The sequence below is a fragment of the Spirosoma gilvum genome, from assembly GCF_054776815.1.
The window spans coordinates 266,969-287,857 of record NZ_BAAHBH010000010.1; the positions used below are offsets into that span (position 1 = coordinate 266,969).

General features: G+C 48.1%; 16 protein-coding genes. 7 read left to right on the forward strand and 9 right to left on the reverse strand.

Features of this window, described 5'->3' with window-relative positions; translation table 11 throughout:
- Positions 1–226: 226 nt before the first annotated feature.
- Complete coding sequence (locus tag ACYVFD_RS25380; RefSeq protein ID WP_461093308.1) at positions 227–661, reverse strand: hypothetical protein; 435 nt, start codon at positions 659–661, stop codon at positions 227–229.
- A 288-nt stretch (positions 662–949) separates the two neighbouring features.
- Entirely contained in the window at positions 950–3,478 is a 2,529-nt protein-coding gene (locus ACYVFD_RS25385) for a choice-of-anchor Q domain-containing protein (RefSeq protein WP_461093309.1), read from the reverse strand.
- A gap of 156 nt (positions 3,479–3,634) precedes the next feature.
- On the opposite strand from ACYVFD_RS25385, the gene ACYVFD_RS25390 reads away from it, so the two are divergent.
- From ACYVFD_RS25390 to ACYVFD_RS25400, 3 genes are read left to right on the forward strand one after another with little or no spacing between them, the layout of a single operon-like run.
- The gene (locus tag ACYVFD_RS25390) at positions 3,635–4,168 is read left to right on the forward strand and encodes a deoxycytidylate deaminase (protein ID WP_461093310.1); all 534 of its coding nucleotides are present in this window, start codon (positions 3,635–3,637) and stop codon (positions 4,166–4,168) included.
- Positions 4,165–4,770, forward strand: coding sequence for an acyl carrier protein phosphodiesterase (locus ACYVFD_RS25395; RefSeq protein ID WP_461093311.1), 606 nt, complete (start codon positions 4,165–4,167; stop codon positions 4,768–4,770). The genes ACYVFD_RS25390 and ACYVFD_RS25395 overlap by 4 nt, the downstream gene beginning before the upstream one ends.
- The gene (locus ACYVFD_RS25400) at positions 4,767–5,231 is read left to right on the forward strand and encodes a rhodanese-like domain-containing protein (protein ID WP_461093312.1); all 465 of its coding nucleotides are present in this window, start codon (positions 4,767–4,769) and stop codon (positions 5,229–5,231) included. The genes ACYVFD_RS25395 and ACYVFD_RS25400 overlap by 4 nt, the downstream gene beginning before the upstream one ends.
- 98 nt (positions 5,232–5,329) lie before the next feature.
- Here ACYVFD_RS25400 and ACYVFD_RS25405 read toward each other — a convergent pair whose 3' ends face one another.
- The 4 genes from ACYVFD_RS25405 to ACYVFD_RS25420 form a co-directional block, all read right to left on the reverse strand.
- Positions 5,330–6,676, reverse strand: coding sequence for an APC family permease (locus ACYVFD_RS25405; protein ID WP_461093313.1), 1,347 nt, complete (start codon positions 6,674–6,676; stop codon positions 5,330–5,332).
- Between the two features lie 81 nt (positions 6,677–6,757).
- On the reverse strand, positions 6,758–7,678 hold the full coding sequence (locus tag ACYVFD_RS25410; protein ID WP_461093314.1) for a heme-dependent oxidative N-demethylase family protein: 921 nt from the start codon (positions 7,676–7,678) through the stop codon (positions 6,758–6,760).
- Positions 7,679–7,690: 12 nt separating this feature from the next.
- Entirely contained in the window at positions 7,691–8,758 is a 1,068-nt protein-coding gene (locus ACYVFD_RS25415) for a mandelate racemase/muconate lactonizing enzyme family protein (RefSeq protein WP_461093315.1), read from the reverse strand.
- Between the two features lie 60 nt (positions 8,759–8,818).
- The gene (locus tag ACYVFD_RS25420) at positions 8,819–9,862 is read right to left on the reverse strand and encodes a DUF1611 domain-containing protein (RefSeq protein WP_461093316.1); all 1,044 of its coding nucleotides are present in this window, start codon (positions 9,860–9,862) and stop codon (positions 8,819–8,821) included.
- Between the two features lie 98 nt (positions 9,863–9,960).
- Between ACYVFD_RS25420 and ACYVFD_RS25425 the strand changes: the two genes are divergently transcribed.
- On the forward strand, positions 9,961–12,489 hold the full coding sequence (locus ACYVFD_RS25425) for a serine hydrolase (protein WP_461093317.1): 2,529 nt from the start codon (positions 9,961–9,963) through the stop codon (positions 12,487–12,489).
- 25 nt (positions 12,490–12,514) lie between these two features.
- On the opposite strand, the gene ACYVFD_RS25430 is transcribed toward ACYVFD_RS25425, so the two are convergent.
- Complete coding sequence (locus ACYVFD_RS25430) at positions 12,515–12,799, reverse strand: hypothetical protein (RefSeq protein WP_461093319.1); 285 nt, start codon at positions 12,797–12,799, stop codon at positions 12,515–12,517.
- Positions 12,800–13,076: 277 nt separating this feature from the next.
- Here ACYVFD_RS25430 and holA point away from each other — a divergent pair, with 277 nt between their 5' ends.
- Positions 13,077–14,111 (forward strand): DNA polymerase III subunit delta, encoded by a 1,035-nt coding sequence (gene holA / locus ACYVFD_RS25435; protein ID WP_461093320.1) that lies wholly within the window; start codon positions 13,077–13,079, stop codon positions 14,109–14,111.
- A 111-nt stretch (positions 14,112–14,222) separates the two neighbouring features.
- Here the strand turns inward: holA and ACYVFD_RS25440 are convergent, their stop codons facing one another.
- The gene (locus tag ACYVFD_RS25440; protein ID WP_461093321.1) at positions 14,223–15,914 is read right to left on the reverse strand and encodes a TlpA family protein disulfide reductase; all 1,692 of its coding nucleotides are present in this window, start codon (positions 15,912–15,914) and stop codon (positions 14,223–14,225) included.
- A gap of 254 nt (positions 15,915–16,168) precedes the next feature.
- Here ACYVFD_RS25440 and ACYVFD_RS25445 point away from each other — a divergent pair, with 254 nt between their 5' ends.
- Positions 16,169–18,565: a TonB-dependent receptor gene (locus tag ACYVFD_RS25445; RefSeq protein ID WP_461093322.1), complete on the forward strand. Its 2,397-nt coding sequence runs from the start codon at positions 16,169–16,171 to the stop codon at positions 18,563–18,565.
- A 41-nt stretch (positions 18,566–18,606) separates the two neighbouring features.
- Positions 18,607–19,164 carry a hypothetical protein gene (locus ACYVFD_RS25450; RefSeq protein WP_461093323.1) on the forward strand — a complete coding sequence of 186 codons (558 nt, stop codon included), beginning with the start codon at positions 18,607–18,609 and terminating at the stop codon, positions 19,162–19,164.
- A gap of 101 nt (positions 19,165–19,265) precedes the next feature.
- Here ACYVFD_RS25450 and ACYVFD_RS25455 read toward each other — a convergent pair whose 3' ends face one another.
- Positions 19,266–20,609, reverse strand: a complete 1,344-nt coding sequence (locus tag ACYVFD_RS25455; protein WP_461093324.1) for a sensor histidine kinase — start codon at positions 20,607–20,609, stop codon at positions 19,266–19,268.
- Positions 20,610–20,889: the final 280 nt, after the last annotated feature.

A 20,889-nucleotide genomic window follows, 5' to 3' on the forward strand; every position in this document is an offset into this window, starting at 1 on the left:
AAGCCCAATACTAAGGATTAGAATGAAATAACCAGCAATTAATGGTTGATATACGCAGCTTTTCCTGATGAGCATGCCTATGAAAGATACTGGTTATATCAGCTCATTCTATTGAAAACCACCAACTAGTAACTTAACGCGAACGATGGGATTATTTGGCTGATAAAGTGCCGTAGGCACTGAATCATCTCCTAACCAGCGAACAAATTTCGTAGTTCGCGTTAACTTAGTCTTTCGACTGGGTTGTCACATAACATACTTGAGGATGGGCATGAGCCGTATCGTAAAGTTTGGAATATTCGGCGGCCTTAGCCTTACCATACATTTTTGTGAGCAGGCTTGGAATGTCATAATCGCCACCTTTTATGACGGGGTCCATCACGAAAAAGTAGGAGTAGCTGCCGTCAGGTTCAGCTTTCGTGGGGTGTAAGATGCGGGTCTGACGAAATACTTTCTGTTCAGCAGGGCTAAGTTTAGCTGCTCCAGGCCAGAAAATCTCATGCAGAAAGCGTTCATACTGGGCTCGTTTGTCTTTTTTTATTGGATCGAGGCATACCCACACTGTTTCGCCAGAGCGGGCCATGGAGCGAGATTCTGGCTTAGATTGACCAAAAGTCTGAGTAGCCAGAGCGAAAAGGAAAAAGAATAGGAATGGTTTCATGAACGGAAGGTATTTGAGGATGAAATTGATAGAGTTGAGGTGGTTGTATTTTTTAAAACCCTGGCTCAATAAGACTTATTTTCAGTACTTTAGGCTTTAAGCATTAGTGGCTTCGGTAATACCACAAATGAAAAAGTTACATTGGAGGTTTCCAATGAATTGTTAGCGAAATGACTTAACGGTAGCTATAACGATAGTTTTTTTGAAAAAGGACGCTCAACTCCATTGCCCGACGGTCTCCGTAGTGTCGGAGCCATAGGAAGATTTCAGCCTAATGAAGGATTGGAATCAATGTATACGGCTTATCGTAAAAGGCAGGCATACGGAACAACCGGTAACCCCAAACTCATATGCGCCAATATCGACCCGATTCCCCTGAATTCGTGGATTTCCGGCGATGTCAGTGTATAATAAGTCGGTTATATCGGGACTACCAGCATTGATCGCAGGGCTAGTGGGCTGTAGCCTAAAGTTGCCATTAGCAGCGTCAACAAAAAGCGGATCAGCGTTGAGGTCTCCAGTGCCCTGGTAGTCGTTTTGAATGAGGGAGTAATTGATGTTTAGGTGATTATCCAAATTAGATGGAGATATGTCAGAAAAGGCTGTATTTTGAGGGTCAGTGTTTCCCCAAATCATGCAGTTCTTTATTATTAAACTTCGTTCATTACCCATACCAGAATATATGGATAACCCCCCTCCATTTACCGTAGCTGTATTGTTAACAATTGAACAATTTATAAAGACACTATGACTGAAACTTAGCAAAGATGTATTGGATATGCCTCCAGCAGAATGAGCTTTATTGTTAGCTATGAGGCAATTAATTAGCGAAAGGTTACTATTCCCAACTGGATCTCCATCTAAATTGGATAATCCTCCAGCGAACCATGTAGCTGTATTATTTGCGATTTTGCAATTTATAAGTGATGAATTACCACCATAAATATATATACCGCCCCCGTGGGAATTAGATGTATTATTTTCTATTACACAGTTCGATAGCCTAATGCTCTTTGTATTTAAACCTATGGCACTACTATATATACCTCCCCCGGCAGCATTTGCCCTATTCTTACAAATCAAACAGTTTGTAATGAGCGGTGAGCTTCCCATTGGACTATCGGCAATATTAAGAATTCCCCCTCCAGCATCTTGATAATCATAGTCTACAGAAACTAGATTAGCGTTTCCTCCTTTAATGACAACCCCATCCAGACGTGTATCGGCTGATACATTATGAAACTTTACAACATGATAGCTGTTACGTTCGGCAACGCTATCACCATAAAAAATAGTACTTATTACTCCCGATAAAGTCGTGCTGGAGGGGTAGGTGAGTACGCGATCTTGTAATGCGGTTTCGGTTCCTATGAACCCTCCATACACACTGACTCCAGATGGTATTATGAATGATGCATTCTGATCAGTACCACCAGGTGTTGGTATATAAATGCCCTGCGCAAGCCAGAAGACAGTGCCAGGAGCTGCCTCGGATAATGCAGCCTGGAAGGCACCTCCATGTAATGATCTGATCCATGATGAGCCCGATAGAGAGTTTCCATTGGGACTGACATGTACGACACCAGTTATTGAATTGGGTTTGTATTCAATGACTCCCTTATCAATACGTCCATCTAGTATTCGAGGCTTGCCTTCTAGGTCAGTTGTACTTGTCGTATAAAGTGTTGCTGATGGGTCCCCTGTATTGATAGCAGGACTATTCTTAAGCAGCCGAAAATCATTAATGTAGAAATTGAAGAATTTTGGGTCCTGGTTGATATTGCCAAGCCCAGGGTAGTTGTCTTCAACATCGCAATAAGTTACAGAGGGTGAGGCTGCTTCGTTATGTATAGACGGGCGAGAATAAAAATTCTCCCAAAAAATACTGTTGATAATGACAGGCTGGCAGTTACCAGATACTCCTCTATTGAATAAGACGCCCCCGCCTGCTTGTCCGTGTATATTTCCCTTAAAGATACAATTAGCTATTATAGGTGAACAACTGCCTGATGAACCTTCGTTGTGAATAGCACTACCCTGTGTAGCGGAATTGCCCGTTATGATGCAATTCCTGAGAATTGGATTGCAGATTCCTGTTGTTCCATTGTTGTAAATTCCGCCACCTAATCCGCTTGTGTGATTACCATTGATGGTGCAGTTGATAAAGATTGGGTTGCAAATTCCTGAATATCCGTTATTGTAAATACCACCACCATTCAATGAAGAATTGTTAAACCTGATAGTACAATTGGCAATGGTAGGGTTACTGGTTTGTCCCAAACTAGCATTATTATAGATGCCACCACCAACGTTGTTGAAAGCAGAATCAATATTCGCAAAACCACTCATAATATATACGCCATCTAGCCGCGTAGTAGCATCAGCGTTAGTAAATTGAACTACATGAATGCTATTTTCAGAGTCGTAGCCTGGTTGGCCAATGTCTCCCGAAAAAGTAGTCACTGCAGGATGTGATGAATCGTCAAAAAGGCCAATCAATGAAAAGTCAGCTTTTCGTTGCTCTAAACTGGTCTCTGTACCCGCAAATCCACCATAAACTGATATGCCAGAGGCAATGCTGAATGAGGCCGTTCGGTCGGTGGTGGTAGTGGGTTTGTAGGTTCCAGCAGCTATCCAGAACTGGGTGCCCGAGTCGGCTGATACTACCCGGTTGGGTAATTGAACGCCGGAAAGGGCGTTGGCCCAGGAGGTTCCTGATTTGGTACCTGCACCGGCAGGCGTTACGTAAACAATGGATTGGGAAAAGGCAGAAATGGTGAGGAAAACTCCCCAAAAAAGTAGGGAAAATTGTTTCATACAGGTTAGTCTGGGTGGTAGATTAGCTCCTAAATCAGGAGCAAAAATCATGCCCTTTGATATGTAATAGCTTTATTAGTTACATATCAAAGGGTAAAACCATCAGCCACTGGGTCATTTCTATTATTTGGCGAATCGAAGCCGTATCTTTACCGAATGCAATCAGCAATTGACACCGCAATTTCCCATGCCAAACTAAAATCGGCACGCCCGCGCTTCGATGATATTTTTATGGACCTGGCCGTAAATCTGGCTAAACGATCACATTGTATCAAGGCGCAGGTAGGAGCCGTATTAACCCGCGATACCCGTATTATTTCGATTGGCTACAATGGACCCCCGGCCGGAACGCATAATTGTGATGAAGAATTCCCTGAAGTCGGCTGTCCCCGCGATTCGAAAGGGTCGTGTTCGCTGGCGCTTCATGCCGAGCAGAATGCCATTTTATACGCGGCCAAAAACGGCTCGGAAATCGAAGGGGCCACCATCTATGTAACCCTGTCGCCCTGTATTGCCTGCGCCCGGATTATTTACAGCATGAAAATCGCCCGAGTGGTGTACCTGAACTCGTATGCCGCATATAAGGGTATTGGGACCGACGAAGGCGTTGAATTCCTGCGCCGGTTTGGCGTGACCGTCGAGCGGTATGGATCGGGTGACTCCACGACGCCATCGCCCAATATACCATGAATATACTGGCACATGCGTACCTGTCGGGCCGACATCCTGAGTTGATCATTGGAAATTTTAGTGGCGATTTTATTAAAGGCGATCCCGAACATCTACGTCATGGATTGACACCAGGCGAAATAGCGGGCGTACGGCTACACCGAGCCATCGACACATTTACCGACGAACATCCGGCAGTAGCGGCAGTTCGAGATTTGCTGCATCCTCGTTGCCACAAATATGCGGGGGCGGCTGTCGATATTTTTTTTGATCATTTTTTGGCTGCTAATTTTCAGACGCTAACGGGCGAACGTTTGACCGATTTCGTCGCCTATTTCTACCAGATCATCCAAACGAACACAAATCGATTGCCAGCCCATGCCAGTCGAATGGCCGAGTATATGATTCGGCAAGACTGGTTGTCGGGTTATCAATTTTTGGAAGGTATCGACCGGTCGTTGAAGGGAGTAGCCCGTCGAACAGCTTACCCGTCGGGGCTAGATACGGCTATTGAGGATCTTGAGCGCTACTACACTGAAATTGGCGAGCATTTTACTAACTTTTGGCCCAATTTTGTTACCTCAATTCAAAACGTACGAACCACATTACTTGCTAACCTATGAAACGGAAACATGCTTATTCAATAATTACAGCGTCGAATTACCTGCTGACAGCCCTATTAGTTTGTCTACTGCTTGCCCAGGTTGGCTGGAAAAACGCGGAGCCTTGGAGAGCAGAGCAGTTGCTGGAACCGGCTGATTTGGCCGCTACCATCAATACGCCAAGTTCTAAACAGCCACTGATTATCAGCATTGGACCAGCGGCAACCATCAAAACGTCGGTAGGGGTAGGGCCAGCCGGTGAAGCGGAAAATCTAGCGAAACTGGAAAAACTACTTAGCAAGGAATCGAAAGACAGGGCAATTGTGATTTACTGCGGTTGCTGCCCGTTTAAAAATTGCCCGAATGTTCGCCCAGCCTTTACGAAGCTGAACGAGTTAGGTTTTAAAAATCACAAGTTGCTCAACATCGCCAAAAACCTTAAAACCGACTGGATCGATAAAGGCTATCCAGTGATTGAATAGGTTGTTTATTTCAAGTTTAAGGTCTTAGCTGGCTGACGTACAGTTAGATAAGCTGCTTAGGGGCTTTAAACTTGAGGCATAAAACCTGAAACGAAAGGCTAATTCGACCGTTTCTGCCAAACCCAGTAAAACGGTAGTCCGGTGGCAATGAGTCCGAGTCCGGTCAGGGCTTCACGTGGTTGGTTTATAAGGGTCATGATGACCAACAAGGCGCAGCAAATTAGAAAGAATGCAGGCACAACCGGGTAACCAATTACTCGATAGGGCCGCTTTAACTCGGGTTGTTTCGTGCGTAGGATGAATACTGCTAGTGCCGTGGCCCCATAGAAAATAAACGAGGCAAAGACCAGCATATCGGTAAGCTGGTCAAAACTACCCGTCCATACCAGAACCATCGACCACATGGTCTGGAGCAGAATAGAAACGGAAGGCGTTTTGTACTTCGGATGTATAGTCGCGGCTGCCTTAAAAAACAGTCCGTCCCGAGCCATTGCATAAAAAATCCGGGCCGGCATCAGTATGGACGCATTGGTTGAATTCGATGTGGTAATCAGAATCAGGACTGAAATAAAGGTAGCCCCAATCCAGCCAGCCGCTTCCCGTACGACTTCAACAGCCGCAATTTTGCCCGGTGTACCAGCCAGTTGGGCCAGAGTATCGATAGGCAATACGTACACATACACGATGTTCAGTAAGACGTAAATGGCCGCCACAATGCTGGTTCCGACGATGAGGGCGATGGGTAAATTCCGTTGAGGATTTTTGATTTCTTCGCCAATATAGCCAATCTGGTTCCAGCCATCATATCCCCAGAAAGCGCCAAGGGACGCCACAACAAGCGACCCAAGCAGGTTGCCATACGCAGTAGAGCCCGTACGTGGGATGGCATGGGTTAGGTTCGTTAAACTACCCGACTTTGCGAGGAAACCAAGTAAAACGATGATGGCTACTGCCGTGAAAATGAGGTAGATAAGTATACGGCTAAGGCCTTCCGCTACCGTAATGCCCCGGTAATTGATAACGCTTAGAAACAGAATCAGTAGCGTAGCCACACTTTTAACCGCCAGCTCGACAAATTCACCAGGAACGTTAGTCAGCGATATAAGCGACTGGCCAAAGATGTGTGCCAGCGCGGCAATCGTAGCCGTACGCATGACTGTAAAAGCCCCCCAGCCGTAAAGAAACGCAAATAGTTTCCCATACACTTTTTTGAAATAAACATACTCACCACCCGACTGCGGAAACATCCCGGCCATTTCGGCATACGTGAGTGCCCCCGCCAGGCTTACGAAACCCGCAGCGCTCCAGCAGGCAACGACCAGAAATGGAGACCCTAACTCAGCCGCCATCGGTGCTACTTTTTTGAATACGCCCGAGCCAATAATTCCACTAACCACCAGTAAGATAGCCGAGCGGGTGTCGAGTGTTCGTGCGAGATGTTGCATGGGTTGGTTGAGGGGTTAATTGGTTGTTAGTCGGAGTGGGAAATAAAAGTCATCTAGTTAACCAATCAGTCAATGAACCAATTAACCCCTAAACCTTAAATACGCTAATAGAATCGGAAGAAAATCGGTCATGCTCTTGTAATCGATTAGGGCTGGCGGTGTGGTGCTGAATACCTGAGCCATACGGGCTGCCCGGTCGGGGTCGGCGGCTTCGTTGGCCAGAAGATTCTGGTAGGTATGAATACTGAACAGAACTGCGTTGGAGTGCGGGAGCCGGGTTAAAATTTGCCGTTCAACCCGTACATATAACTGATCGCCAATCGTGTTGAGGGTCAAATAAGGCAGCCGACCCATCAGTTGTTGTTTCAGGGCGGGCAAATGCCGGGTGCTCATGTCTAACTGATTACTAACCTTAACACTCCAGTTGGCACGCCAGTACGATTTTCCTGCTGGTAAGCGCTGCATAAATGTTTCGGCCGAGCGCATCATGGGTTCAACGATGTCGTTTATTGGCGCATGAATTTGCCAGAAAGGAAGACCTATCTTTTCGTCCAGATTCCAGTCATTGGCAAAGCAAAGTTGACCAGCCACTAAATGCCCGTCTGGACCCGATAAAAGTAACAAGTCTTCCTGAACCTGTTGGCCAACCCAGTCGAGCGGAGATTGAGGAAGTGAGGTCATATCACCCAGGATAAACGTTTGCTCTTCAGCGAGTAAGCGGTTGACCCAATGCCATTGATCTCCTTGTTTGGTGAGCGAAAACTGATCGGGATAGGCCTGAATCAGGCTGTGGAGAACAAAATCAAGGACTTCCCATTGAGCTGATTCATAGCTGGGCAAAGCCTGAAAGTAATAATTAGGGAGTTCAGATAGAAGTTGTCGTTTTAATCCGATTTCCCATGCATAGTGTTCGTCTACTTCCAATAACCGATCTGATTCCGAAAGGGGTAATGTACCCATCTTATCGTTAAATCGCTGACCGAATGGAAAATAAGGAAGCATAGGCAATCGGGTTTACAGTTTTGCTAAGCCAAGGCCACTTCCGCTGGTTGGTCGCATGTATCCATTTTCAACGACAAAGCCGCCCGACACCACGTCTTCTGCTAAATCGAAACTACCGTCGAGGTCGATATATCGGGTATGAGAACAGGCAAACGCTGCATGCAAGGCGGCTGTAATACTGACCCGGCTTTCATCATTACATCCCCAGAAAAGTGAAATCCCGGCCGGTTCGGCTATAGTGGCGATCTCCAGTGCCGATCGGATACCTCCGCATTTCATGAGCTTGATATTGAAGATACCAAACGGTTGCGGCTGATGGGTTAAATCTAAAGCTGTTTTTGGCCCTTTTAGCGATTCATCGGCCGCTAATGTACGACGAATAGCCGGCGATAAGGTCAGTAACTCCTGCTCTTGACCAACAGACAGTGGCTGTTCGATGAGTTCGACATCGGCCTGAGCGGTTTCCAGGCAAAAACGCTGTAGCTCGGCCAGGGAATATCCCTGATTAGCATCAACACGGATCGTCATTGACTGACGGTATTGCTCACGTAATTTTAAGATCCGTTCAATATCTTCAGCAACGTCCAGTCCGGTTTTAACTTTTAAAATTCGGAACCCCTGTCGATGGTAGTCTGCGGCCTCGGCCAGTGTATCTGCAACGTTCATAATGCCGATCGTGACCGATGTAGGCAATGAGTATATCTTCTGGCCGTAGAACTGTACAATTGGGATACCAAGATATTGACCGAACGCATCGTGCAGTGCAATATCCAATGCCGCCAGTGTACCGGGAGCGTTCGGAAATTGCCCTTGTGCTTTCTGAATCCAGGACTGAAATATCCGTATGTCTTTACCAATCAGGCTCTTTGTCCATTCACCCTGCAAATTTTGTAAGGCCTGTTCCGGAGATTCTCCCACCACATCGGGCGATGGATTTGCTGCCCCAATGCCAACCATTCCATTGTCAAGTTCGATTTCCAGAAATACATTTTCCACATCCGAAGTGGTCTGGTAGGCAATGGTATATGGCTTGGTGAGTGCTAGATTTTTCAAGTAAGCCTGAATCGATCGAATACGCATCTTTACTGGAATTAGCCTCTCTCCAGTTGGAGGAGAGGGGTTGAAGTGAATGGGGATAACTTACATTGACCGTATCACAGGAATAACCGCGTCAACGCCTTCTTCCAAAGGTAATAAGACAGGAATGCCGAGTTGTTTGATGTACTCTTTCTGAAACTGATGAGCCTCTGCCAGTGTGCAGTCTTCCGTATTGAGCGCTACAGCGATAACCGTCGAATTATACGCCCAGATCAAAGCGATTTCCGACTCGATGGAGGGAATTTCGCCCCAGGCGGGGTCGTGGTCGTAGTATCTGCGTTTGGGAGCATGCACAAGAACGACATACCGGGCGTTTCCCGACACCAAGAATTCGGAACCACAAGGGCCGCTAGGGTTTCGGAGAGCAGCCTGCCCTTCGATGAGCAACACATCGGCTCCGGTTTCGCGCCAACAGGAAACAAGGGCGTGTTCCAGTTCGCCCGAAACAAAATCATTGAGGGTCGAGTCGAAAATAAATCCATAGTTCCCACCCTGCAGCCAGCCGGTCTGCCCTGTATAAATCATCTGAGCATTCAGTCCATGCCGTCCGCAGGCTTCCCGGATCAGGCGGGCTGTGGTTCGCTTGCCGAGGGCACAGTCAGTACCCATTACGGCAATGATGGGAACCGGAATTTGCCGAACGTCGCCGGTCCAGAAATGGAGTTCAGCGCGGGGCTTGGGACGACGTACATCGATAAGCTCAACGCCCTGTTGTTTTGCCAAAGCGACAAAATCAGGTTTATCGTTCAGAAATTCATGCAGACCATTTACAATCGATAGCCCACGCTCCAGACAACGCTTGACGTCGTCGAGCATGGTGGAAGGCAACACACCGCCGTTGGTGGCAATGGCAATCACGGCATATGAAACCGACTCTAACTGGCTAAGGGCTTCATCGACTGAAGCAAACACGGGAATCGTTCGGGGTTGCCCGTCCAGCACGGCACCCGCATCCTGACCGGCCGTTGGCGCATCGACCACCCCTACGACCGTATAGCGTTCCGTTCCGCGAATGAGCCCATGAGCCGTTTTGGCATTTGGAGTACTAAGTAACCCGTCGGTGAGCAGTATAGCCCGGCTGTTCATTCTGTCAAAAGAAGAATTTATCCTACATCAATCTTATCAATTGCCAAATATATTGCACGTCTGCGATTATATTGGCTTAATTCTTCACCGAGCTACTTATGTACACACACTACCGTTACTATTTGATATTCCTATTGCTTCTCATTCGCTGCCAAACCTATGCTCAAACGACGGCTTCTTTACTTCCTGATCGACTAAAAACGCTGGATTCGGCTCTGACGAAACTTCATGAACGAGCGATGTTCAATGGGGTGGTACTGGTGGCTGATCAGGGTAAGATTCGATATAAAAAAGCACTGGGCGTGGCGAATATCGAAACGGCTGAACCGCTGACACTACAGTCGGCTTTTAATCTGGCGTCGGTATCGAAACAGTTTATTGCCATGATGGTCATGCAGTTGCAGGAGCGGGGTAAGTTGATATATGATGAGTCAGTTCAAGCCTACATGCCTGATTTTCCGTATTCGGGAATCTCCGTTCGGGATTTGCTGAATCATACCTCTGGCCTACCGGAATATTTCGATCTGGCGCAGAAATACCTCGGACCGCTGGATACTTTGACCAATGATGGACTAATTCAATTACTGCATCAATATCAGCCACCTTTGGTTTTTCAGCCGGGCGACCGATGGGAGTATAGCAATACAGGGTATGTTGTGCTGGGGACCATTATCACAAAAGTGAGTGGGATGCCTATCGAGAAATTTTTCGAACAGGCCATAGTCCGACCACTCAAGCTCAAAAACACGTATATCTATTACCATAAAAGCAGTACCGTTCCCCGGAATCGGGTGTATGGGTTTCGGCGGGAAAATGGCCGGAATGTGCAGGATGACCTGATCCGGGTGGACGGAGTAGTGGGCGATGGTAACGTTTATTCGTCTGCGGAAGATCTACTGGCCTGGAGCCAGGCGTTGTATACCGAAAAATTACTGAAAACCAGCACCTTGCAGGAGGCTTTTACGCCCGTTAAGCTAAATGATGGTACCACGTATCCGTACGGATTTGGCTGGATGATAGAAGAGGGTGGGAAAGTATTAATGCATACTGGTGGATGGGTTGGCTTTCGGACGTTGATCCTGCGATACATCGACAAAAAACAAACGCTGATCGTTCTGGCCAATGGAGCCAACGCAGCGGGCCGGATTTTACGGGAGATTCTGGAAGGTAAGCCCGCTCAATTACCTCAAACGCAGCTAATTACCAATGTCCGACTCATAGATGGTACCGGAACGGTTGCCCGAAAAGTGGCTGTTCGATTGCGGGGTGATCGAATCTGGGAAGTAGGCGAACTAACGGCGTTTCCGAGCGAGAATGTTACGGATGGACACGGGATGGTATTGGCACCGGGCTTCATCGACAGCCATAGTCACCATGATATTAGCGCTAAACCGGATGCCATTCCTGCCTTAAATCAGGGTATCACAACCATTGTAATCGGGCAGGATGGGGGAGGTTATTTAATGGATACCCTACAGGCTCGAATGAAACAGCAGCCTGCAGCTATCAATGTAGCCAGCTACACCGGTCATGCCATGCTCCGGCAGAAAGTGATGGGAGTAAATGGGCTTTATCGAACCGCCAAATCCGATGAGGTTGAACGGATGAAAGGGCTTTTACAGGCTGAAATGAATCATGGTTCGCTGGGGTTATCGACCGGGCTGGAATATGAATCCGCGTTTTTCTCGAATCGGGATGAAGTCCTTCAACTGGCACAGGTAGCGGCCGATTCGGGAGGGCGGTATATCAGCCATATTCGAAGTGAGGATGCCATGATGGACGATGCCGTCGAAGAAATTATTGAGATTGGCCGGGCCACGAAAATACCAGTTCAGATTTCGCATCTGAAAATTGCCCTTCGCAACAACTGGGGCCAATCGACACGTATACTGGCTCAGCTCGAACGGGCTCGTTCTGAAGGGATCAACATTACCGCCGACTGTTACCCTTACCATTACTGGATGTCAACATTGCGGGTGCTATTTCCAAAACGGGATTATACAAACCTGACAAGCGCGGAGTTTGCTGTGAATCAACTCTTTGATCCGTCTCAATCGGTGCTGGTACGCTTTGCTGCCAATCCAGCCTATGCTGGCAAAACAGTTGGTGAAGTGGCCCAACTGCGGAAGCAAACCACGGCTCAGACGCTGATGGGACTGGTGGCGGAAGCCTCCGCGTTCTCGGAGAAAAATCCAGAGGCTGGAGGGATAGAAGGGGTTATGGGCAAATCGATGGATGATGCTGATGTAAAGCGCTTTCTGGCCTGGCCACACACCAATATCTGTTCAGACGGCGCCAATGACGGACATCCACGCGGTTATGGAGCGTTTACCCGTGTACTGGGCCGATACGTACGCGAGCAAAAACTGATGCCCCTCGAAATCGCAATCCAGAAAATGACCAGCCTGACGGCCGAACATTTAGGCTTGAAAAATAGGGGAATAATTGCACCGGGTTATTTTGCCGACCTGGTTTTATTAAATCCCGACACCGTACAGGATAACGCCCGCATTGGTGATAACAAAGCCCTGTCGACTGGAATTGAAGCCGTATGGGTGGCTGGGCAACTGGTTTATCAGGGCCAAAAAAGTACAGGAGTGCATCCTGGCGTACTCATTCGGCGTTGATAGGTGGAAGGGAAGCGGCTGACCATCAGAATTCAATTGATGCATAAAGCTGTTCAAACTGGTCAGACAAACGCAGGTAGTCTTTGACCCAGTCGTTCGATAAGGCGTGTTCCTGAAAGGTGGAGGTTGGTAAAAAGAGAGCATGCACCGTTGGTAAACAGCTTGTATCTCCGGACTGAAGCTGGTAGATTAATCGCTCCAGGTCGTTTCGAACATCACGAGGATGGTCGTAATTGGTCCAGAGCATGTCCGAACTGTCCGTAAAATGTTCTTTTACAGCTTCCAGAATTGAAATCAGGTCGTGTGTCATTCGGTTGTGGTGAGATGCAGCGTACAGACTGTTTCATAAAGAATACGGAAAATCATTCGTTAAGGGCTATCAGCCATCGAACGTGACGAATTCAGGTAATAGACTGATACAGTGGATGTGTTGTTGCATCGAATTCGTGCCTGACCAAACAAAAGATTTATTCGCGTATACGTTCAGGATTCGTTTAAGCAGAAGAACGGGTTAAACCCTTATTTTTGCCGGGTGGACTGGTTCTTCGATGGAAGTAGCCATCAGGAACTGTAATACGTAAAATACTTTGATTGCTGCCGTTGATACCTTATTAAAAGACATCCGCAACAAGCGGATTGCCCCCGTTTACCTGATTCATGGCGACGAGCCGTATTATATCGATCGCATTGCTGATGAACTTGAAAAAGTAGCCGTTCCAGTTGCCGAACGAGGCTTCAATCAGTTTGTGCTGTTTGGTAAAGATACCGATGTTGGTGCTGTGCTGAATTATGCCCGGCGCTATCCGTTTATGGCCGAACGTCAGTTGGTTCTGGTCAAGGAAGCTCAACAAATGGGGGGATTAGGCGATAAGTCAGCCCAAACGTTGCTGGAAGATTACGCCCTGAACCCCTTGCCCAGTACCATACTGATGCTGTGTTGCGTAAAGGAAGAAGGCAAACCCGGACTCGATGAGCGTAAGTCGTGGGTAAAAGCCTTTGGGACTAAAGGAAAACTACTGAGTGTTAAAAAATTATATGACAATAAAGTACCCGATTGGGTAGGGGAATATTGTCGGGAACAGGGGGTAAAAGTAAGTCCAAAAGCCTGCCAGCTCCTGGCCGACCATATCGGCAACGACCTGAAACGACTAGCGGGTGAAATCGACAAAATGCTGATCAACCTGCACGTAGGCGAAGAAATTTCGGCTACTACTGTTGAGCGCTTAGTTGGTATCAGTAAAGAATATAACGTTTTTGAACTGCAAAAAGCACTCGCCCAGCGTGATGTAGTGAAAGCGAACCAGATTGTCGATTATTTCGGCCATAATCCGAAAGATAATCCCCTGGTAGTCATTCTGGCGCAGTTGTTTGGGTATTTCAGTAAGGTACTGATGGTGCAGGCTTCTAAAGACCAGACCGATAAAGCACTGGCGTCCTTACTTGGCGTCAATCCATTTTTTGTGAAAGATTACCTTTCTGCCGCTCGCACCTTCCCGCTTCCCAAAGTAGCTTCCGTGATCCACGCCATTCGCCGGGCCGACGCCCAAAGCAAAGGTATTGAATCGCCTACGATGAATGAGCGCGACATCCTTCGGGAGTTGGTATTCGATATTCTTCATTAATTGATTGAACTTCCTATGATGGTCTGCACCAAACATTGGCTATGCCAAAGGGAGACTGCTCGCCAAAGGCTAAAAAAATACCTGAATAAAGACTTCATACGCTTCACCCATTCACTCTAGTAGGGCCGCTAAAGCATCCTTGCCTTTTATCGCTGATAGCCACGTGATAGCCCCTGGCTTATAGACTCCTTTTTGATCGATGAAGGCGTAACCTGGAAAACCGCTGAACGAGAAATACTGGGCCAGCTTCACATCCAGAGCTTCATCAATGAAAAAGTGAATACCAGGCAGTTTTAACTCGCCTATTTTTCGCTTCCACTTTTCATCGTCCGAACCTTGGGCTGTGCAAACGTAGACAAATACAATCGGCAGGTCTTTGGCATCCTGCTGCAATTTTTTACTGTGTGGCATTTCTTGTAGGCAGGGCACACACCAGGTGGCCCACCGATCTAGTACGATGGCCTTCCCGACGAAACTCTGCTTAAGCTTGGCTAGAAAATCCGCTCCGTTCATGCTCGATAGCTTGTACAGCGTTGCCCCAAAATCAGTTTGCTGTAAAGGGCTTCCGAAACCAGCTGCGGTGGGCGAATTTCCGGAAGCAGCCAATGCCCTGTTCACCGAGGCTCCCTGCTCAACAGTGCGAGCGTATTCTTTCTGGACGATCTCCTTACACCAGCCGGTGGAAATACTGGGCAGGATCTGTTCTAAGGCCGCTTTCTGTTCGGCAATATCCTTACTGTCATTCAACTGCAACTTCATGATGTCGGCCCTAGCAGGAGAGTAGAGGCTATCCAGCCAACGAATACCTCGGGTAATCATCCGATCCTGGTACATTTTTCGCATTCTTGGCCCTAACTGTTTGAGCCACTGTGCCCGATGGGCAGGAGCGGGTGAAAGCGTTTCCGTACCCCGTAAGGAATCAATGGCGGCCTTTTCCGGCTCCGTCAGATCCGGCAAACGGGCCACGTCCTGCCAATTGACCTGCACTCGATTAGCTGGAAGTAGATGAAAATAAGTGGACAGATATAGGTAATAGACCATGCTGCTATTGGATCGTAGATTGGTCTTATGATCCTTAATTTGGTCGAAGAGAGCAGGTTCCATGCTATGCCCCCAGTACTGAAGACAAAGCTGACTATAAAACTCGGACAGGCGATCATTCTCGAGCAACCAGGCGTAGGGAGACGGATGAGTAGCTACAAACTCAGCCTGAATCGTTTTCAACGAGTCGAAAATAGGGGTGAAGGCGGCCAATACTTCGCTAGCCACTGGGTGTTGGAACCGGCGAATCTGCTGTATGCGAGCAGAAAGGGCCAGTTGGTCGGCCCGCTTGAAGAGGATATACTCATTCAAATACTCGTTTAGTGGCCCATCTTCGCCTAGATACCGAACGCCGTCTGCCTGAAAAGCAAGTTCCTTTCCGGCTGCTTTTAGTTTGGGTACGTCTAACTCGACATAGAGCTGTTTATTGGCGTAGAGACCCGTATAAAACAGATCGCCGAAATGTACCCAGATCTGCTGGTAAGGCAGCGGATAGTCCAGTTCCAATTGAAAGCTTCCGTCCGTTGCCAAGTGAGCGCTTTTCTTTTTTTGTCCAAAAAGCGTAACGAGCGTATAGGTGATGGTTGTTTCCCTGATTTCCTGTGGGCTTATGTGGAGGAGTTTACCGGTGACCTGAGGTATAATCCGTTGAGCAAACTGGGCATCAAATTGCGGCTCTTCGATAGCGACAACGCTAACCAGTTGGGCAAGGCTGGTAACTACTGTAGTGAGTAAAACCCAAATTGTGATAGAGACTTTCATCGTTTGTTTCTGACCTTCAATTAATGAGTTTACGATGACTAAATCTAGGAAAATTATTGCAACCCTAAGTACATAATCCATAGCTAACTATCCGGCTATTTGTTGAGTTTATGATGCATTGCTGATTATGACGTGACGAATTTTGAACGATTCAGCAAATTCCTCCAGGATTTAGAACCGTTTTGTTTTTATTTGCAACATTGTTGCATAAATTGCGACCGATTTGGGAATGACCAGGCTTTCTGGATAGGGCGATGCATCGTTATTGGAAACTAAGTTTATTGATAGGGGGACTGGCGATAGCCAGTACGACTACCTGGGCACAAACCGGTACGTGTCGGGCTGTTGTGCAGGGGACAATTCTGGCGAATGATACTCAACAACCCCTGATTGGGGCAACTGTTTACGTACGTGAACTGAAAACCGGTGTTACGACAGATTCAACTGGCAGCTTTCAATTAACTAAGGTTTGTAAAGGTAATTATACGGTTGATTATCAGTATATTGGTTATAAGCCCGCTACCGTTTCTGTGCTGGTAAATACCGATTCGACCCTGGTGCTCAAACCTATACAACTAGTAACCGATAGCCAAACGTTGCAGGAAGTGGTTATATCGGAACATCGTTCTGAAGCACAACAGTTGCTTCAAACCCAAAGCAGTTTGTCGGGGTCGGCACTCGATCAAACACGGGGGCAATCGCTGGGAGAAAGCCTGAAGGCATTGACAGGCTTGTACGCCATTCAGACCGGGCCGAGCATTTCCAAACCGGTAATTCATGGGCTGTATAGCAACCGGATTATTATTCTGAACAATGGTATACGGCAGGAAGACCAGCAATGGGGCACTGAACATGCGCCACAGGTAGACCAGTTTCTGGCGTCGCGACTGACGGTGATCAAAGGTGCCGCCAGCATTCGATACGGCTCCGATGCTATTGGCGGAGTTATTTTAGTGGAGCCCAAATCCATGCCCACCCGCCCCGGAATAAACGGTGAGCTTAACGTCGTTGGTGCGACCAATGGCGGTTTAGGAGTCGTATCCGGCATGGTGGAGGGGGCTTTTGCTAAAAAACTGGCTGGGCTAAGCTGGCGACTCCAGGGAACACTTAAGCGATCAGGCTACGTACGAACGCCGAATTATTACCTGGAAAATACGAGCTATCACGAAAATAACTTTTCGGGCGATCTGCATTATGATCGGGGTAACTGGGGCACTGAAGTATTCTATAGTCAGTTCGATACGAAAATAGGTCTGTTTACAGGTGCGCAGGTGAGCAGCCTGGCCGATCTGTATGCCGCGATGCAACGCCCTGAGCCCTTAGTACAACCGGGGTTTTCGTATGAACTGAATCGACCCTACCAGGATGTACAGCACGATTTATTAAAAATTCGATCGTATTGGCACACAGGCCATGGTGGTGAGCTCACAGCAACCTATGCCTGGCAACAGAACCAGCGACGGGAATATGACTATGTGTCGTTCAGTGGCGCTTTAACTCCCGAACTCTATTTGAAGCTGGTGTCGCAAACCGTCGATCTGGTGTGGGAACATGCACCGGTCAAGTCCAAAGCGGGGGGGCAATGGTCGGGAAGTGTGGGCTTCAATGGACTAACTCAGGGCAATATACGCCAATATTTGTTCCTGATTCCCAACTTCCGAAACTATGGAGCGGGTCTGTTTGCCATTGAGCGCTATGCTGTTGGTCCCTGGACACTCGAAGCCGGATTGCGGTACGATTACCGCTGGCTGCGGGCTTATTTTCTGGATGAAGCGACGAAACAAACGTATTCCGAAACCCACGACTGGCAAAATGTGAATGGATCGCTGGGGATTGCCTTTGAAATTCGTCCGGAGCTTACCTTAACGGCCAACCTGAGCACAGCCTGGCGAGCTCCCAATGTAGCCGATCTATATTCGAATGGATTGCATCAGAGTGCAGTCGCGTATGAACGGGGTAATCCGAATCTTCAGCCCGAACAGGCGCTTAACGGAAATCTGGTATTGGCTTATGCCGGTAAGCGGCTCAGTGGTGAAATCGGCGTGTATAACAACCTGATCAACAACTATATCTACCTGAAACCGGATTCCATACCGATCATTCGGCAACGCGGGGCGTTTCCGTCCTATACCTATACACAGGTGCGGGCGACCTTCCGTGGGCTGGATGCCACATTGACCTATAAACTGACCGATCGGCTAACACTGACTACGAAAAACTCCGTCTTGTTTGCCTATAATCAGACTGAACATGCCTATCTCGTATTTATCCCGCCCAATCGGTCCGACAACAGCCTGCGGTACGACTGGGCGAAGTGGGGGAGGCTATCGAATCTTTACCTGTCGATGAGCGGGCTGTATGTAGCCCGTCAGAATCGAGCCCCTGCCGTAACAGCCCGCCAGGAGAATGGACAGATCATCTTTACCGGCGATTTTGCGGCTCCACCGCCTGCGTATTTTCTGATCGGGGCCGAGTTGGGGTTTACGACTCTGGTTGGCAAACAGGCCATGAATGTAAGCCTGAGTGGGACAAATCTGGCCAATGTGGCTTATCGGGATTACCTGAACCGCTTCCGGTATTTCGCCGATGAACCCGGTCGGTCTATCCTGCTAAAGATCAAGCTTCCCTTCTCGATTGGTAGTAGGGGATAGTGCCGAATACAACCTGTTTTTAATCTTAAATTCTCTCAGTTATGACACGAATGAACACGTTCATTGCCAGTTTTTTTAGTATTGCTACGCTGGTAACAGCCTGTAACAACGGTGAGCAAACTGTAGCGCCAACCGACGATAATGAAGCGATTACCACCGCTACGCTCACCCTGACCAACAAAGCGAACCAGAGCGACGTAGTAACCGCCACCGTCGAAAACCTGAACACGACGGCCGATTTTAGTAAGGCTACGCTAAATCTGAAAGCCAATACGACCTACACGGGAGTGATTAGCTTGCTGGATAAGACCAAAACACCAGCACTGGATGCCACAGCCGAAATTAAGGAGAAAGCCAATGAACACCTGTTCGTGTACACACCCACCCCGTCTAATCTGCTGACGGTTACATTGACGGATAAAGATACCAATCCGGCACCAGGGCCTTATCCTATTGGCCTGACAACGGAAATTAAAACCGGCGCGGCAGGCTCTGGTAAGCTCAAGGTGGTGCTGCGCCATCAGCCCAATTCAAAAAATGGCCTGGCCACACCCGGTACATCCGACCTGGATACCGATTTTACCGTTGTTGTCCAATAACGTATTATACGGTGGTACGGCTGATGCAAGCGTCTGATTATCAACTATGAAACTAGCCGTGCCACCGTTCAGCGAGCAGCCTCAAAATTGTAGGATACTGATCACTGATTATTGGGATAGTGCATCGGAAATACAATCCGGAAGATTGTGCCCACAGACGGTCTGGTTTCGATGTCCATGGTGGCATGCAACAGTTCGCATAGGCGTTTGACAATCATCAGGCCAATGCCTTCACCTTTGGATTGCGATATGGAAACAGGCGGCTGTTCTTTCCGCTTTTGTTCCGTCAACATATCATCAATGGATGGACGCTGAAAGACAGCTGTAGAGTCGGACGTTGGAAGCAGGTACTGACTCAGTTCCTGAACTACATCGGGAGGTAAGCCGGGGCCCGTATCCTGTACACTGACGACCCACCGAAAATTATCCTCCCGGCTCCAGCTAAGCGTAATTAAACCGGTTTTGGTGTGATGAAGCGCATTGATGAGCAGGTTTTGAATGATACGCTGAACTTTAATTGGATCACCTTCAACCGGCAGCGTGTCAGGCCCGGCCCATTCCAGAGTCAACTGCTGCTGCTCGACGATGGGTTGTATACTCTGAGCCACCTGACGCAATAGCTCCCCGGCATCGAACGGTTCCACCTGCAGCGTTTCCTGACCGGCTTCTAATCGGGCCAGATCCATTAGCTCCGTCAGTAAGGTTGCCGCATTATCCAGGTTTCGTTGCCACATACTTCGCCATTGAGCTTGTTCTTCTTCCGTTCCGGGCTGATCGAGGAGCCAGGCGGCATTTCGAATGAGCCCGTAATAACTACGTAGGTCATGGGTGGCCGTTCGCAGGAGTTCTCCCCGTTGCTGGCTTAGTTCGTTGAGTGATTCTAACGCCTGCTGAAGTTTGGCTGCACGCTGGGCGGCTTCATGCCGTTGCAGCTCATCGAATTGAGCTGCACTACCCTGAATTACTTCCAGCATTAAGGTATTGATATGCCCAAACGCCTGGGCCAGCGAGGTGGGAAGAATCTCGGTATGGGCTGATGCGAAGGCGTCTAACTCATGTACCAGGAGTTGGTGCAGATGAGCCAGTTCCTGTAGGAGTTCGGTAAGCGTATAGCCTTTTTGCCAACGATGCAGTCCATGTTCTTTGGCCTTTTCAAAGGGTGACGACTCTTCTGGCCGACCGTGTAGCCGACAATCCAGGGCATCGAGGATCAGGGGAATCTGATCGTTGAACTCGTCACGCGCCAGGCTGGATGCGGTGGGCAGTGAAAGGCGCTCGTTATTGATCCGAGTTCGCCAGGTGTTGAAAATAATTTCCCGTTTAGCGAGTAAATAGGCCGCAATCGGGGCTAAAGGAGACGGTGTAAACGAATGTGTTTCCAATGTGTCGACTTGCGTAGAATTGAACGATTCTGTGACAGGTTGACGAGCAGGGTAGTATCGCACAGGTGTCAACCTGTATCTAGCGAAACTGACTGGCAACAGGAAAGTTTGAAATCCTAATCCGTTAGTTTGGGCAAAAGGACTTGATCATAAGCGGAACGGGCACGAATCCCAGGAAGAGACTGGCGACTAGCCCTAATCGAGGACCTCTTGTCAGTACCTGTAAATGGTTCAGAAAGAGGCTATAATGCAAAAGACCCACTAAGATGTGGGTCCGTCATGTCTTATGAAACAACTTGTTGTAGCGGGGAGCAAGCTATAACCTACTTAATTTGCTCAATAG

Coding starts and splice junctions, on each gene's coding strand:
- ACYVFD_RS25420 (WP_461093316.1), bottom strand. CDS start 9,862: ATGAACAGCCGGGCTATACTGCTCACCGACGGGTTACTTAGTACTCCA.
- ACYVFD_RS25410 (WP_461093314.1), bottom strand. CDS start 7,678: ATGCTTCCTTATTTTCCATTCGGTCAGCGATTTAACGATAAGATGGGT.
- ACYVFD_RS25405 (WP_461093313.1), bottom strand. CDS start 6,676: ATGCAACATCTCGCACGAACACTCGACACCCGCTCGGCTATCTTACTG.
- ACYVFD_RS25390 (WP_461093310.1), top strand. CDS start 3,635: ATGCAATCAGCAATTGACACCGCAATTTCCCATGCCAAACTAAAATCG.
- ACYVFD_RS25385 (WP_461093309.1), bottom strand. CDS start 3,478: ATGAAACAATTTTCCCTACTTTTTTGGGGAGTTTTCCTCACCATTTCT.
- ACYVFD_RS25445 (WP_461093322.1), top strand. CDS start 16,169: ATGCATCGTTATTGGAAACTAAGTTTATTGATAGGGGGACTGGCGATA.
- ACYVFD_RS25440 (WP_461093321.1), bottom strand. CDS start 15,914: ATGAAAGTCTCTATCACAATTTGGGTTTTACTCACTACAGTAGTTACC.
- ACYVFD_RS25450 (WP_461093323.1), top strand. CDS start 18,607: ATGACACGAATGAACACGTTCATTGCCAGTTTTTTTAGTATTGCTACG.
- ACYVFD_RS25415 (WP_461093315.1), bottom strand. CDS start 8,758: ATGCGTATTCGATCGATTCAGGCTTACTTGAAAAATCTAGCACTCACC.
- ACYVFD_RS25400 (WP_461093312.1), top strand. CDS start 4,767: ATGAAACGGAAACATGCTTATTCAATAATTACAGCGTCGAATTACCTG.
- ACYVFD_RS25430 (WP_461093319.1), bottom strand. CDS start 12,799: ATGACACACGACCTGATTTCAATTCTGGAAGCTGTAAAAGAACATTTT.
- ACYVFD_RS25380 (WP_461093308.1), bottom strand. CDS start 661: ATGAAACCATTCCTATTCTTTTTCCTTTTCGCTCTGGCTACTCAGACT.
- ACYVFD_RS25395 (WP_461093311.1), top strand. CDS start 4,165: ATGAATATACTGGCACATGCGTACCTGTCGGGCCGACATCCTGAGTTG.
- ACYVFD_RS25425 (WP_461093317.1), top strand. CDS start 9,961: ATGTACACACACTACCGTTACTATTTGATATTCCTATTGCTTCTCATT.